A 14,949-nucleotide genomic window follows, 5' to 3' on the forward strand; every position below is an offset into this window, starting at 1 on the left:
AGAGCAGTGCGCGCCGGGTGTTCACTGCTCGGCGGTTGCCGCTTTGAGCACGCTGGCCGACAGCACGCGCTGCACGGTGATGGCGATGACCACGCGGGTCGGGTTCACGCGGGGCTGCCGGTACCGGCCCGCATAGCGTTCGACGGCGTCGGCGACCGATTCCGGATCGTCCAGCACGGTGGCGGGGCCCTCGAGGGTGATCCACCGGCGGCCGTCGACCGAACTCACCGCCGCGTACCCGCCGCGCCGCACATTGCGCACCTTGATCGACCCGCCGTCGCAGATGATCCGCGCGATCCCGGCTTCCGGATCCCAGGTGAATCCGACCGCTGCCACGTGCGGGGTGCCGTCGGCGCGCAAGGTCGCCAGCGTCGCCAGATGCCGCTCGGTGACGAATTCGGTGGCGGCGGGCGAGAGTTCGGGGCGCGTCGAAATGCTCGGCATGGCACGACGGTAGCAATCGGGGTGCCGGGTCGGCGCGGCGCGTGCGGGTCGTGCGCCTTGGCGCGCCGGGCGCTCCGCCACGGATGGCAGACTGTTTGCCATGGGATTGGGATCGCGGGACGCCGATGCGGGCGTCGTCCTCTTGCTGGGTGGACGTAGTGAGATCGGGCTCGAAGTGGCGCGCCGGCTCGCGCCGGGCCGAGTGGTGGTGCTGGCGGCGCGGCGCAGTGGCGAGTTGGGGCCGCAGGAGTCGGAATTGCGGGCGGCGGGTGCGGACGCGGTGCATCGCGTGGAGTTCGACGCGGACGATTTCGCCAGCCACCAGGGGTTGCTGGAGAAGGTGATCGCCGAACACGGACCACTCGGGGTGACGGTGCTGGCCTTCGGCGTACTGGGCGATCAGGCTCGCGCGGAACGGGATCCGGCGCATGCGGTGGCCGTGGTGCAGACCGACTATGTGGCACAGGTGAGCGTGCTGACCAGTCTCTCGCAGCTGTTGCGCGAACAGGGATCGGGTCAGATGGTGGTCTTCAGTTCCATTGCCGGTATGCGGGTGCGCCGCGCCAACTATGTCTACGGATCGGCCAAGGCCGGACTCGACGGTTTCACCAATGGCCTGCAGGATGCCTTGTACGGCACCGGAATTCACCTGCTGCTGATTCGCTCCGGCTTTGTCATCGGCCGGATGTCGGCGGGTATGGAACCGGCTCCGCTCTCCAGCACCCCGGATCAGGTCGCCGATGCGGTGGTGCGGGGACTGTACCGGCGGTCGCGGGTGGTCAATGTGCCGCGCACCATCAAGCTGCTGTTCATCGCCATCCGCTTTGTGCCGCAATCACTCTGGCGCCGGGCGCCGCGATGACCGAGGTGCCCGCGCTGACCTGGTCCGGCGACCCGATCGTGGTCGCCGGGATCGGCGCCGACGGCTGGGACGGGCTCGGCGGCGCGAGCAGGCGGGCCATCGCCGCCGCGCAGGTGCTGTTCGGATCGGAGCGGCAGCTGGCGCTGGTGCCCGCCGCGGAGAGCGCCGCCGAGCGGGTCGCCTGGCCCTCGCCGCTGGTGCCCGCACTGCCCGGATTGCTGGAAAGATATGCGGGCGTGCGGGTGTGCGTGCTCGCCAGCGGCGATCCGATGTTCTACGGCATCGGCGTGACCCTCGCCCGGCTGGTGGGCGCACCCGCCCTGCGCGTACTGCCGCAGCCGTCCTCGGCGGCACTGGCGTGCGCGCGGCTGGGCTGGGGACTGGCGGACACACCCGTGGTCAGCGCGGTGGGCCGGCGCTTGGAAACAGTGCTTCCCGAATTGGCCGGCGGGCGGCGGATTCTCGTACTCAGCTCCGATGAGCACACGCCTGCTCAGCTGGCGGAAATGCTGGCGCGCAACGGCTTCGGCGAATCCACCATGACCGTGCTCGAGCAGCTCGGCGGCCCGGATGAACAGCTCACCACCGCGACCGCCGCGATATGGGAACGGCCGCCCGGTGATCCGCTGAATATCGTCGCCGTGCACTGCGTCGCGGATCCGGCCGCCCCGCGCCGCACCCGCCTGCCCGGCCTGCCCGATGCGGTCTACGGTGGTGACGGTCAGCTCACCAAATACGAGATCCGCACCCTCAGCGTGGCCGCACTGGCTCCCGCCCCCGGCGAATTGCTGTGGGATATCGGTGGCGGCTCGGGCACCATTGCCATCGAATGGTCCCGCACCCATCCGTCGTGCCGGGCCGTGACCTTCGAGCGAATCGAGAGCCGCCGCAAGCAGATCGGTGAGAATGCGGCCGCACTCGGCGTCCCGGGAATCGAGGTGCGCGGCGCGGCCCCGGAGGCATTCACGGATCTGCCCGCTCCGAACGCGGTATTCCTCGGCGGCGGTCTTACCCAGGACTGCATGTTCGAAGCCTGCTGGGCTCGTCTGCTCCCCGGCGGCCGATTGGTCGCGAATGCGGTGACCGCCGAATCCGAGGCGCGATTGACCGTGCTGGCCGCCGAATACGGCGGCACCCTGCGCCGATTCCAGGTCTACCGCGCCGAACCGCTGGGCGGATTCACCGCCTGGCGACCGCAACTCCCCGTGACACAGTGGTGGGCGGTCAAATCCGGGTAGTACGTCGCCGGAGCGGGCTCGGTCTCGAAAAGATCGGCTACAGGCCGGGCAGCACGCCGAGCGTGAGAATCGCTCCGGCGAGCGCGCTGCTGGCGAGCGCGACGGCGGCGGTCTGACACTGGGCCTGGAGGTAACGGCGCTGTTGAGAGCTGTTCCACGCGGCGGCAGCGGGGCCGCTGTGCACGGTTCGGAACGGGCTCACAAGTCGTTGTTCGATCGAGGTCACTCACTCCCAGTACCCGGGAATCCGGATGCCAAACCGTCAGCGGCCGGAGATTCTCCGCGCGGTTCGGCGTCTTCGATGACATGTCGTGGAACAGCGGTGCGCGCACCCTGTTTCGAGGATCGATCTCCGGGAAAGTCCGCACTGTGGGCAGCCGATCGGATAGGGCTGCGTCGGAACGAATCTCGGATCGGAAGGGGACACTCGGTGTCCATAGCTTTACAGAATATCGATGGTACGACGCTGGAAAGCGTTGCGGTCGCATTGGGTTGGGACCCGGCGGAATTCGGGGTGGTGGAACAGCCCGGTGGCATGCCCGTCGAGGTGTTCAGGTTCGACTTGAATTTGGCGGCACTGCTTTTCAGCGGTGACCGACTGGTGGATGTCGTCTTTCACGACCAGCTCATCTCGCAGGACGGATCGGTCCGGCACACCGGTGACAATCAGACGGGCGAGGGCCCGGGGGACAATGAGGTGATCGTTTTCGATCTGGTGCGGATGGCGCCGGAGGTGACGATGGTCATCGTCGTCGTAACCTCGTACACCGGCCAGAGTTTCGCGAATATCGACAATGCGTACTGTCGTTTCGTCGATGCCGGATCCACCGCCGAGATCAATCGTTTCGTGCTGACCGGCGGCCCGCACACCGCCCTGGTGCTGGGCCGGCTCTACCGCACGCCCGTGTCCTGGGAATTCGATGCCATCGGCGTCGGCATCCCCGCACGGCATGTCGCCGAGGCCGTCCCGCAGCTGACGCCGTATCTGTCGTAGCCCGGCCCGGCCCGTGCGATGTGGTCGCACCCCGGCCCGCGGGCACGGTAGGTTTGATCGATCAACGTTCGCCCGCCGCTCCCTGCAGCGGCGCGGGTTCACGGACACAGTGGAGGTGTACCAGTGCCGGTCAATGACGATCCTGTGTCACGCATATTGACTGTGCAGCAACGGTCTCACGGCGCGAACGTGGTGCTCGCGGTCGAGGGCGAGGTCGATATGTCCTCGGCGCCGGTGCTGAATTCGGCGCTGGAGCAGGCGCTGCGCGCGCATCCGCCGGTGCTGGTGGTGGATATGTCGAAGGTGGAATTCTTCGGTTCGGCGGGTATGAGTGTGCTGATCGCCGCGTCCGACGCGCAGCCGAACACGCTCCGGGTCGTCCCCTCCTACGCCGTGCGCCGGCCCATCGAGGTCGCCGCGCTGGATCAGCTGCTCGCGCTCTTCGATACCGTCGAGGCGGCGCTGGCAGCCGGTGGCACTCCGCCGATCGGCTGAATTCCGTTACGGGACAGGGCTTTCGCGGCTCAGGGCTGGCGGTAGACCAGTAGCGCGACATCATCATCGGGATTGCCCTCGTCGAGCAGGGAAGCGCACAGATATTCGACGGCGGCATCAGGAGTGAACCGCACGGCCCTGGCGAGTGCGGCCGCCGCGCGCTCGATACCGGTGTCGATGATCTCCTGCCGCCGTTCGACGAGCCCATCCGTATAGAGCAGCAACAGCGAGCCCGCCGCGATACCGGTCGTCGCCTCGGGCCGTTCGCGTCCGATGCGCACGGCCAGCGGCAGCGATTGCGCATCCCGCAGCTGACAGACGGTGCCGTCCGGTGCGGCCAGCAATGCGGGCATATGCCCCGCGCTGCTGTATCGAATCTGCTGGGAGGCCGGATCGATGACCGCACAGAAAACGGTGGCGCAGTAGGCCCCCGATTGGCGCTGGGCGAAGCGGTCCAGTGCCGCGAGCACCCCGCCCGGCCCGGTGTTCTCCAGCAGCAGCGCCCGCGCGGCACTGCGCAGCTGACCCATGGCGGTGGCCGCGGGCAGTCCGTGGCCGACCACATCACCCACGACGACGCCGTAGCGCTCCCCGGGCAGCTCCACGACGTCGTACCAGTCGCCACCGACCTCCAGGGTCGAACTGGCGGGTTCGTAGCGCACCGCGAAGCCCGCGGGCAGGTCTGCGGGTCCCAGAATCGCCCGCTGCAGGGCGAGCGCGACCTGACGCTGTTCGTCACCGGCCCGAGCCCGCCCGAGCGCCCGCTGCAGATGTGCCGTGAGCTGCACCATCAGCGTGCGATCGGCGACGGTGAACGGGCGTGGATGCCCGAATTCGAACCACAGCAGCGCCTGTTCGGTGCCGTCGTAGAGCGGAGCGCCGACCGCGGTCACGGTGGTGGCGTCGGCGCCCGGGGGAGTGACCGTGCAGAGATTTCCGGCGCGGGCCAGTTCGGCGGCCTGCCATGGTGGCAGTTCCTCGCCCGCCGGCGGAGTCACACCCGTCCCGCCGATCACCCGCGGAGCATCGGGATCCTCGGGCTGATCGAAGTGGACCAGCGTGACGCGTTCGGCCAGCCAGAACCCGCGCAGTTCGGCCAGACCGACCTTCACCACGGTGGCACTGTCGTCGAGCCCGGTGATCCGCCCGGCCAAGCGCGCGACAGCGGCATCCCGTTCGGCGGTCAGATGCTGTGTGGTGACATCGCGCAGCGTGCCGACGAACAGGCGGGTGCCGCTGCGATGGTCCTGCAGCGAGTCCAGCGAGACGTCGACCCAGAGCCGATGCCCGTCCCGATGCTGCAGCGGCAGCACGAAGCGCCCGCGTCCTTCGGCTTCGATGACCGCGTGCGCGGCTTCGATCAGCGCGAACCCTTCCGGGTCGTGCTCGGCGTCCGGCCACCAGGGGTGTGGTCTGCGCCACGGCAAACGCGTGGCGTCGTAGCCGAGCAGCTGGGTGAAGCCGTCATTGATCTCGAGGACCGTGAAATCGGTGTCGACGACCAGGAATCCGTCCTGCATCGCATTGACAAGCGCTGTACGCCAAGCTGATTCGTGATTTCGCAAACGCGCCAAATGCAGATTCGAACGCACCCGGGCCAGCAGATCGGTCGAGGAGAACGGTTTGGTCAGATAGTCGTCGGCGCCCGCCGCCAATCCCTCGGCGGCGGCTTCCTCACCGGCGCGCGCGGACAGGAACACCACCGGGGTTCCCGCCGTGGCCGGATCGGCGCGCAGGGCGCGCAGCAGTGCGAATCCATCGAGGCCGGGCATCATGACGTCCGCGAGCACAAGATCGGGGCGAAGACTCCGCGCCTGGCGCAGCGCCTCATTGCCGTCGGCCGCCAGTGTGACCGTGTAGGCCGGTTCGAGCAGCCCCGCCAGATATCTCCGGAGATCGGCATTGTCCTCGGCGATGAGCACCGTATCGCCGTCGGAAGGGTTGCGCGCCAAGGGATTGTCCGCGTTTCCGGTGGCGGGTCCAAGCCACTGCATGGCCTCGGTGACGTAGTCGTCGACAATGCTGTTGGTGGGCGTCCACCGGGCGGGGGTTTCGGTGAAGCGCGCGGGGATGCGAACGGTGAAGGTACTGCCCTTGCCGACCTCGCTCACCACGTCGGCGTAGCCGTCGTGCAGCTGGGCCAATTCCTGAACCAGGGCCAGTCCGATTCCGGAGCCCTCGTGTGAGCGTCCCTGGGTGCCGCGCACCTGCCGGAATCGCTCGAAAATGTGCGGGAGGTCGGCCGGCGGTATGCCCACGCCGGTGTCGCGCACCTCCAGCTCCACGACATTGTCCACAATCCGCAGACCGACGTGGATCTCACCCGCCAAGGTGAATTTCACCGCATTGGACAGCAGATTCAGCACGATCCGCTCCCACAGCGCCGGATCGATCAGCACGGCGCGATGGTTGACCGGGCAGTCGAGAACGAGCCCCAATCCCGCCCGTTCCAGCGCCGGTGCGAAGGATTCCGCGATCCCGCGCGTGAGCGCGTCCACCTCCACCGCGACCGGTTCGCAGCTGAGACGCCCGTCCTCGATCCGGCTGAAATCCAGCAGGGTGTCGACCATGCGCCGCAGGCGTCCCGCATTGCGCCGGATGATCTCCACCCGGTCGCGCTGCGGGGCCGGTAGCGGAAACCGTCCGTCGGTGAGCGCGTCCTGGGCGGGCCCGGTGATCAGGGCCAGCGGTGTCCGAAGTTCGTGGCTGACACCGGTGAAGAACTGGGTTTTCGCGCGATCCAGCTCCGCGAGCTCCGCGGTGCGGCGCACCTGCGCGGCCTGCGCCTCGGCATCGGCGATCGCGGTCGCCAGATGACCGGCCGCGAGGTTCAGGAAGCCACGGTAGGCCTCGTCGAACAGCAGATCCGGGCTGACGCCGAAGACCACCACGCCCCGGGGCCGCTCGAGCGCCGTGGCCGCGAGCGGCAGTGCCACCATGGTGTAGGAGACAGTGCCCTGTGCCGCAACGGCATCCGGTGTCTGCCGAATGCTCGTGTGCGGGATGCCGGTGGTGGCGGTCTGCCAGATCCAGCCGGTGTCCGTGCGCGCGGAGATCGTATCCGGCAGCGGTGTGGTGATCGAGGAGTCCGCGCCGAAGGCAGCGACGATATCGGCGCGTTCACCGTCTTCGCCGAGCAGGTAGATGGCGCCGAACGGCACGTCCTCGCGGTGCGCGTCGAGCACCGTCGCCGCCGCGAGGCAGGCCTCGCTCACATCGGCGATCCGCGCCGAACGGGCCTCGCCCAGCTCGCGCAAGGTTTGCAGTCGCCGCGTGCCGAGCACCTGCGCGGTGGTCTCGGTGACCACGGTCAGCACCCCGCCCACCCTGCCGCCCGCGAGGCGAATCGGGCTGTAGGCGAAGGTGAAATAGACCGATTCGTCGAAGCCGTGGCGATGCAGGGTCATCGGCAGGTCCTGGTGATGCGTGGGTTCACCGCGGTCCATGACCTTGCCGATCATCTCGCCGACCACCGGCCACGCATCGGACCAGACCTCGGCGCAGGGTTGTCCGAGCGCGGGATGTTTGGCGCCGAGGATCGGGACGAAGGCGTCGTTGTAGATCATGGACAGCTCCGGACCCCACATGATCAGCATGGGGAACGGGCAGTTCATGCAGGCGCCGGCAATGGTGCGCAATTCCTGGCGCCAGTCCCCGGCCGGTCCCAGTGCGGTCGCCGACCAGTCGGTATCCATGAGCAATCGATTGAGCGGACTCTCGCCGTCGATCGCGAGCACTTCAGCGGGAAAGGCCGGACGCTCGCCGGAGGCGGAGTCGTCCACAAGACCAACCACCGCGATGTCCTCTCTCCTCGTTCATGACGGTCCGTTTCGTCCGGTCTGGTCGATACCGGGCCAACGCTATCAGCGCTGATCGGGCGCTGCGGCCGGCCTGCGCTTTCCGTCGATCGCGGCCAGTGCCGCGGCAGCGATTTCGTTTGGCGGAGGGCCGATTTCGATCGTGATGATTCCTTCGCCGGGAGTGGGAGCCTCGAGGGTGCCGAGCTGGGAGTCCAGCAGGCCGGGTGGCATGAAGTGGTCCGTGCGGGTGGTGAGACGGCGTTCGAGCCGGTCCCGGGAGCCGGACAGGTACAGGAACGTGAGGTCGGCTTCGGGGTGATCGATCATGCTGTGGCGCAGCATGTCCCGATACGAGTGTTTCAGCGCGGAGCAGGTGACGATGCCCGATCGTCCGGCGGCTGTTTCGCCGGACATCCACTGCGAGATGGCCGCCAGCCAGGGCCGCCGATCGTCGTCGGTAAGCGGTTGGCCCGCCGCCATTTTCGCGATATCGGCCGCCGGATGCAGGTCGTCGCCCTCCAGGAAGTCCCAGCCCAGAGCGGTCGCGAGCGTCTGCCCGAGGGTGGACTTGCCCGATCCGGAGACGCCCATCACGACCACGATCCGCGGCCGCACCCTGTCACCGATTGCCATGAACCCTCCTATTCCCGATGTCATGACAACAGTGGCGCATCTCTCCGCGAGCGTTTCATTCGACTCTATCCGGCAATTGCGGGTAAGACCGGCCGGATCGAGCAGGCCGGTCAGCCTAGGAAGGGACATCGATATGAGTGCGACCGACAAGGCCAAGAACAAGATCGATGATGTTGCGGGCCAGGCCAAGGAGAAGTTCGGCCAGGCGACCGGCGACAAGGAAACTCAGCACGAAGGCAAGGCCGATCAGATCAAGTCGAACCTCAAGGATGCGGGCGAGAAGGTAAAGGACGCCTTCCGCGACTGATCACCGCGATAGATCGCGGTCTCGCGACTGCTGAAGACCTACGAATTGCAGTGGTCCCGCCCGGATAATCCGGGCGGGACCACTGGCATCAAATTCGTAAAATATCGGAAACTTCGAAAATTTGCTGCGGCCGCCGGTGTTGCCGGCGACGGTGCCTGTGTCAGGCCTGCGACGGGGTCGTAGCGGCCCCGTCGGGATACATCACCTGCTCCCACCAAAGTTCCAAGGGGCTCGGCTCGGGCCAGCTGACGTCGGCGCGAGTGCCGGTGTCAGCGACCTGTCCTCTTCCCTGGATCCCACGTGTGGTCTGCATTTCTCTACTCACTCTGGCCATCTCCTGCATTGTGCGCATGATGTTCGCGCCGGACAGTCGGGCAAGACGGGACTTCCCCTTTCTATCACTTCGAAACAGTTCCGGAGATTCCGAAGCTGTTGCGGTACGCCGTTTCGGCGTGTTCTCGCCGGGTATAGCGGCTGGTGGGAGCGCCGCACCCAGAGGTGCGTAATCCGAAGAACGGAGACGGGAAAATGAGAAGCTACGCCAACGATGACTTGCGATTCCGAGGTCGAAGTCGCTCTGCAATTTCAAGTGCAGTCACACTTTTGCTGTTCGTATGGCTGATCATCGGTGCTGTCGCCGCGGGACAGCGGCACTACTACGACAATGCGCCGTCGAACTGCGCGAGCACCGGCACCATCGCGGTGACCATCATCGCCGGCCCGCTGAACTATCTGGGCGTGAACCCGAAGGTCGACAGCTGCCATGTCGATGTGCCGCAGCCGAGCCAGTGAGAGGGCATCAGTGAGAGGGCATCAGTGAGAGGGCATCAGTGAGAGGGCATCAGTGAGAGGGCATAGCGCCCAACGTAGCTCGCTGAGCTAGACGATTGCGGGGAAGGGGGAGTACTCACCCCTTCCCCCTTTCAGCATATAGCGCACAGGGGGGCTTGCGGCAAGACCCCGGCACTGCCGCAGAATCGCTGGCCGAAGCCAGAAGCTGCGAATACCGGGGAGCGATATGCGCGTGACGGACACCGACGTGATCATTGTGGGGGCGGGCCCCGCGGGCCTGATGCTGGCCGATGAGTTGTGCCTGGCGGGGGTGCGGCCGGTGGTGCTGGAGCGGCATCCGCAGCCCCGGGACACCCCGAAGGCCAGTGGCATCGGCGGCCAGATCCTGGACCTGCTGCGCTACCGCGGCATCCTGGACCGGTTCGAAGCGGCCGGTAGCGATCCGCACCCGCCGCCCCGATTCCCTTTCGGCGGTGTGCATGTGGACCTGCGGGGTCTGGTGGATTCGCCGATGCGGGCGGTGGCGATCGCCCAGGTGGATACCGAACGAGTGCTCGCCGAACGCGCCGGCGAACTGGGCGCCGAGATCCGCCGCGGGCACGAGGTGGTCGGGGTGAGCCAGGACGAGACCGCGGTGACCGTGGACGTGCGCGGTCCGGACAGGCCGTACCGGGTGACCGCTCGATACCTGGTGGGCTGTGACGGCGGCCGCAGCCGGATTCGTGATCTGGCGGGAATTCCGTTCCCCGGCACCACATATCCGGACGTCAACAGGGTCGGTCACGTCGCGGTGCCCGATGCGGTGACCGTCTTCGGCAACGGTGATATCGAGGCGCCCGGCCTGGGCCGGATCCGTGCCGGTTTCACCCGGACGGATCGCGGTGTGTTCGCGTACGCGGTCGGCCCGGACGGAATGTTCCTCTCGACCACCGAGGACGAGTCCGCCGAATACGACGACGATCAGCCGATGAGCCTGACCGAGCTCAGCGACAGCGTGCACCGTGTGCTCGGCGCGGAGCTGCCGCTGGGTGCGCCGATTCGGTTGTCGCGCTTCACCTTCAAGGATCGGCAGGCGCAACGGTATCGCGACGGGCGGATACTGCTGGCCGGTGACGCGGCGCATCTGCTGCCCGCCACCGGTGTCGCGCTCAACCTCGGCATGCTCGATTCGGTGAACCTGGCCTGGAAGCTGGCCGCCGACCTCGAGGGCTGGGCTCCGGGCGGGCTGCTGGACACCTATCACGACGAACGTCACTTCGCCGGCGGACGTGCCCTGCTGCAGACCCGGGCGCAGGTGGCGCTGCGGCGCGGCGATGACCCCGCCGCCGAAGCACTTCGGCAGGTCTTCCAGGAACTGCTCGTCGACGAACCGGCAGCGCGCCGGGTGGGCGCTCTGATCGCCGGTACCGATATCCGTTACCCGCCGGCAGGTTCCGAGGGTCATGCCCTGGCCGGAGCTTTCGCCCCGGACCTCGTGCTGCAGACCGGGGACGGCGAAACCACTGTCGCGGAACTCATGCGGCCCGCCCGCCCGATCTTCCTCGACCTTGCCGACCGGCCGGACCTGCGTGAGATCGCCCGGGATTGGCAGCACCGCGTCGACACGGTCTCTGTCACCACCGAGCACCGACCGGCCGATGCGCTGCTGATTCGCCCGGACGCCCACATCGCCTGGGCCGCAGCGAGTGACGAACCTGCCGATACCGCCGCGCCCGCACTGCGTGACGCGCTGTCCCGCTGGTTCGGAGCGCCGGTGCGGGCGGCGGTGCCGAACATCCCCTGATCAGGGTGTCGCGCACCGTATTTGCCCGCACTCGCGCTCGCCGGCAGGTGACGGGGTCAGACAGTGTGGCACCCGCCCCGCTGCGGTATGCCGGCCAGCCGATCGCTCAGATATGCGAAGACGGTGGGTAATTCGGCGATCGCGGCCGGTGCGTGCTGCGGCACATCGGTCCGGTGATACGTCACGGTCGCACCGGCCGCGCAGTATTTGTCGATCAGGGCGTCGACCGGTGCGATCGGCAGTGCATCGTCGAGGGTGCTGTGCCAGGCGTACATGGGGACCGCCGGGATGCTCTGCCCGGGATTCTGCTCGGCGGCGGCGGCCGCGATGACCGGATTGCGCGCGAGATCGGCGGACTCCGATACGTCGGTGATCTGCCGGAAAGCGTTGTCGGTCACGACCTGCTGGACGCATTGCTGTCCGGCCGCGGCGATCGCCGCGCGGGTCGATTCGTCGACCTGTGCGGGGATATTCGACTCCGGGCTCAGACGGTCCAGCGCCGCGAGGGCGAACACGGGCAGTCCGACATTCTTGGTGCCGTTGCCCATGGCGATCCCGGCGGCCACGTCGGCGGGTATGCCGCCCGCGGCGAAGCCCGTGAAGTTGAGTTCGGGCGCGTAGCGCGGCTGTAGCTCCATCATGGAGACGGTCGCGAACGCACCGCCGGAGTAGCCGAAGGCGGCGAGGGGCGCGCGCGGTCCGAGCTGCGCCGGCGCGAAGGCCACGGCGGCCCGAATGCCGTCCAGCGCGCTGTGCGCCTCCTGTCCGCGGTCGATGAATCGTTCCTGCGGGCCCTCGTAATCCGAGATCACCACCGCCCAATTGCGTTGCAGCAGCACGGCGGCGATGGGCGCTTCCTGATCTTGGGCATTATTGGTCCCCGCCTGCAGCCCGGCCCGCAGGACATACGAGGACGCACACTGGATTCCGAGGCCGTCCTCGGCGATCTGATAGCTCACCAGCGGCCGGGGCCCGGCGCCGTTCCACGGGGCGTCCGGCACCAGCACGGTGGCGACACCCGTGGTGGGACGGCCTTCGGCATCGGTCGACTTGTACTGGACCTGCCACACCTTGATGGGCAGGGCGACGCCGAAGAGCGCCGATTCCCGGGACCGCAGAATCGCTCCGTTCGCATAGCCGCCCAGATCGGCGGGCGCCGCGTAGAACGGGTCCACGTCCGGTGTGGAGACCGATTCCGCCCCAGCGGGTTCCGTATGGACGGCGCCCCCGAGGGAGAGGGCCGCGACGACGACTGTCGCGGTGCACAGCCCCTGGAGGGCTGAACGATACGGCCCCCGGAGGGCTGAAAGATGCTGTGGCCGATAGATCTTGCGCATGATCACACTCGTTCCGGGGAAGTGGCGGCGTTGTCGTGGACGAGAGCGACGATGTCGCTCCAGAGTGCTTGCGGGAGTTCGTGTCCCATGCCCGGGAAGAGCGTGAGGGTGGAGCCCGCGATGGCCCGGTGCAGCGCCGTGGCGGCTGCCGGGCTGATCAGTCGATCGCCGTCGCCGTGCATAATCGTTGTCGCAACAGTGATCTGCCGCAGCTGCGCCGTATTGTCGGGCGAGGCGGTAATGGCATTCGTCTGCCGGGCGGCACCGTCCGGATCGAAATCGCGGTCGTACATGAGTCCGCCGAGCGTGCGGAGCCAGTCCAGATCGGCGGGATAGCCTGGCGATGCGCAGGGCGCCTCATTGCGGACGTACAGTTCGGCGGCCTCGGCGCGATTGCGGGCACGGGGCAGCGCCATTCGCTCCTCGAGCAGATCGACGCCGGAGAAGTACTCGTAGTTGTTCGGCGCGGTATAGATCAGCGCGAGCGACCGGACCCGCTCGGGATGATGAATCACCAACTCCTGAGCGATGATTCCCCCCATCGACTGCGCCATGATGTGCGCCGAATCGATGCCCAGCGCACTGAGCAGACCCGCGGTATCGGCCGCCATATCGCTCAGCAGATAACCGCCCGCCGGGAATTTCTGGGACAGCCCGACATCGCGATTGTCGAACCGAATGACGCGGAACCCCGCGCGCGCGAGTGCCTCGCACAGTTCGGCGCGCCAGCCGAGCATATGCGCGCCCAGCCCCTGAATGAGAAGTAGCGGTGGGGCTTCCGGATGTCCGAAGGTGTCATAACAGAGGCGAACTCCTTCGGAAGTGCTGGCATACGGCATGTGGCTACCTTTCGACGGTGGAAGGTCAGCGGACCGAACGGATCCGCATGATGACGAGCCCGGCGGCGAGCGCGCAGGCCGCGCCGAAGCAGAAGAGGGCGATATAGCTGCCGAACAGGGTGAGCAGCGCACCGGCGATGACCGAGGACAGCACCTGGGGGAGTCCGGTCGCGACCGCGAGCAGGCCGAAGTCCCGGCCCTCGTTGTGCTTGTCCGGCAGCACAAGTGACATGACGGCGAGATCGACGGCGAAGTAGGCGCCGATGAACGCCCCGGACAGGAAGGCGTAGACCACCATCCCCGTCCAGGTCGGACTCAGGATCGGTACAAGCATCGATACCGCCAGCCCGGCCGCGCTGATCCCCACGAACAGTTTGCGCCGGTCGAGCCGATCGGCGAGCCAGCCGGTGCACATGGCCACGACCGACCAGGTCGCCACAGAGATCGTGGACAGCGTCGCCACGGCGACTGCGACATCGCCGCCCGGAATATTGCCCGCGCCGATGTAGTCCTGCATCGAGTAGAACAGGTAGCCGCTGACGGTGAAGTAGGCCAGGGACAGACTCGCCCGGCTCAGGAAGGCGAGACGGAAATCGGTACTGCGGAATGCCGCGAAGAACGCGCGCACAACCTCCGATTGCCGCCGCGGGCGCCGGGCCGGTGCGATCGCGCCTTCCGACGATGCCTCCCGGGCGCCGAATACCAGTGCGGCACTGGCGATCACGAAGATGACGGCTAGCATCGCGTAACCCCAGAGCTGGCTGACCCGGCTGGCCACATTCACCCCGAGCAGAATGCCGACCGGTGTGCCCAGCCCGATCACCGACGAGGCGAGGCCGCGGCGTGCCAGCGGCACCCGGTCGGGCAGGATCGCCGCGAAGGCGCCCTGATAGAAGTTCGCCGTAAACCACAGGGCCACAACGGCAATCGTCAGCACGGCCAGGTCGGTGGCGCTTCCGATGGCCACCAGCAGCACGGCCGACAGCACGGTGGTCACCACGATCCAGGGTGAGCGCCGCCCGAACGGTGAACGGGTGCGGTCCGACACCGCTCCGCCGATCGGCAGCGCCACCATCGAGGCAATGGCGGCCAGCGCGGTGATCAAGGCCAGATTGCCCACCTTGGCGGCGGGGTCGAGGGCCTCGACCTGGGCGGGCAGCAGAATCTGTTGCACACCGTTGAAGGCGGCGTACATGGCCGTCGCCGCCGGAAACATGAAGGTCAGGAGCCGGCCGAGTCCTGCGGGGCGAGCGAGTTCGGTCGGAACCTCGGCGTCGAGCATGGTTGTCCCTTGATTCGTGAGGTGATGCGGGGCGCATCCCGCGAAAGGTGATTCCCGGTACTAATTCGTATTAGTGGAAGGTAGACGCACAAGCCGGCAAGCGCAACACCCTCTGTCGGGCAACCTCTCGGCGTCTCGGCAGG

At 67.5% G+C, this 14,949-nt stretch carries 14 protein-coding genes; 7 read left to right on the forward strand and 7 right to left on the reverse strand.

Features of this window, described 5'->3' with window-relative positions:
- Positions 1-21: 21 nt before the first annotated feature.
- The gene (locus OG716_RS08590; protein WP_355121808.1) at positions 22-444 is read right to left on the reverse strand and encodes a PPOX class F420-dependent oxidoreductase; all 423 of its coding nucleotides are present in this window, start codon (positions 442-444) and stop codon (positions 22-24) included.
- Between the two features lie 100 nt (positions 445-544).
- On the opposite strand from OG716_RS08590, the gene OG716_RS08595 reads away from it, so the two are divergent.
- Positions 545-1,306: an SDR family NAD(P)-dependent oxidoreductase gene (locus tag OG716_RS08595; protein ID WP_405137125.1), complete on the forward strand. Its 762-nt coding sequence runs from the start codon at positions 545-547 to the stop codon at positions 1,304-1,306.
- A complete protein-coding gene (gene cbiE, locus OG716_RS08600) occupies positions 1,303-2,544 on the forward strand; it encodes a precorrin-6y C5,15-methyltransferase (decarboxylating) subunit CbiE (protein ID WP_405137126.1) in 1,242 nt (413 codons plus the stop codon). The genes OG716_RS08595 and cbiE overlap by 4 nt, the downstream gene beginning before the upstream one ends.
- Positions 2,545-2,581: 37 nt before the next feature.
- On the opposite strand, the gene OG716_RS08605 is transcribed toward cbiE, so the two are convergent.
- On the reverse strand, positions 2,582-2,770 hold the full coding sequence (locus OG716_RS08605; protein WP_405137127.1) for a hypothetical protein: 189 nt from the start codon (positions 2,768-2,770) through the stop codon (positions 2,582-2,584).
- A 204-nt stretch (positions 2,771-2,974) separates the two neighbouring features.
- Between OG716_RS08605 and OG716_RS08610 the strand changes: the two genes are divergently transcribed.
- Together OG716_RS08610 and OG716_RS08615 are read left to right on the forward strand one after the other, a co-directional pair.
- Positions 2,975-3,538, forward strand: coding sequence for a TerD family protein (locus tag OG716_RS08610; RefSeq protein WP_405137128.1), 564 nt, complete (start codon positions 2,975-2,977; stop codon positions 3,536-3,538).
- 162 nt (positions 3,539-3,700) lie between these two features.
- Positions 3,701-4,033, forward strand: a complete 333-nt coding sequence (locus tag OG716_RS08615; RefSeq protein ID WP_405137129.1) for an STAS domain-containing protein — start codon at positions 3,701-3,703, stop codon at positions 4,031-4,033.
- Positions 4,034-4,062: 29 nt separating this feature from the next.
- On the opposite strand, the gene OG716_RS08620 is transcribed toward OG716_RS08615, so the two are convergent.
- A complete protein-coding gene (locus OG716_RS08620) occupies positions 4,063-7,827 on the reverse strand; it encodes a SpoIIE family protein phosphatase (RefSeq protein WP_405137130.1) in 3,765 nt (1,254 codons plus the stop codon).
- Between the two features lie 69 nt (positions 7,828-7,896).
- On the reverse strand, positions 7,897-8,466 hold the full coding sequence (locus tag OG716_RS08625) for a gluconokinase (protein WP_405137131.1): 570 nt from the start codon (positions 8,464-8,466) through the stop codon (positions 7,897-7,899).
- 133 nt (positions 8,467-8,599) lie between these two features.
- Between OG716_RS08625 and OG716_RS08630 the strand changes: the two genes are divergently transcribed.
- From OG716_RS08630 to OG716_RS08640, 3 genes are all read left to right on the forward strand, one after another.
- Positions 8,600-8,773 (forward strand): CsbD family protein, encoded by a 174-nt coding sequence (locus OG716_RS08630; RefSeq protein ID WP_355121792.1) that lies wholly within the window; start codon positions 8,600-8,602, stop codon positions 8,771-8,773.
- Positions 8,774-9,379: 606 nt separating this feature from the next.
- On the forward strand, positions 9,380-9,565 hold the full coding sequence (locus OG716_RS08635) for a hypothetical protein (RefSeq protein WP_355122592.1): 186 nt from the start codon (positions 9,380-9,382) through the stop codon (positions 9,563-9,565).
- Between the two features lie 232 nt (positions 9,566-9,797).
- Complete coding sequence (locus tag OG716_RS08640) at positions 9,798-11,348, forward strand: FAD-dependent monooxygenase (protein WP_405137132.1); 1,551 nt, start codon at positions 9,798-9,800, stop codon at positions 11,346-11,348.
- A 56-nt stretch (positions 11,349-11,404) separates the two neighbouring features.
- On the opposite strand, the gene OG716_RS08645 is transcribed toward OG716_RS08640, so the two are convergent.
- The 3 genes from OG716_RS08645 to OG716_RS08655 are packed head-to-tail and all read right to left on the reverse strand — an operon-like array spanning position 11,405 to position 14,806.
- Complete coding sequence (locus OG716_RS08645) at positions 11,405-12,685, reverse strand: lipase family protein (protein WP_405137133.1); 1,281 nt, start codon at positions 12,683-12,685, stop codon at positions 11,405-11,407.
- 2 nt (positions 12,686-12,687) lie between these two features.
- A complete protein-coding gene (locus OG716_RS08650; protein WP_405137134.1) occupies positions 12,688-13,524 on the reverse strand; it encodes an alpha/beta fold hydrolase in 837 nt (278 codons plus the stop codon).
- A gap of 25 nt (positions 13,525-13,549) precedes the next feature.
- Positions 13,550-14,806, reverse strand: coding sequence for an MFS transporter (locus tag OG716_RS08655; RefSeq protein ID WP_405137135.1), 1,257 nt, complete (start codon positions 14,804-14,806; stop codon positions 13,550-13,552).
- Between the last annotated feature and the right edge of the window lie 143 nt (positions 14,807-14,949).

Source organism: Nocardia sp. NBC_01388 (assembly GCF_045040085.1).
In the GTDB taxonomy this organism is placed as follows: domain Bacteria; phylum Actinomycetota; class Actinomycetes; order Mycobacteriales; family Mycobacteriaceae; genus Nocardia.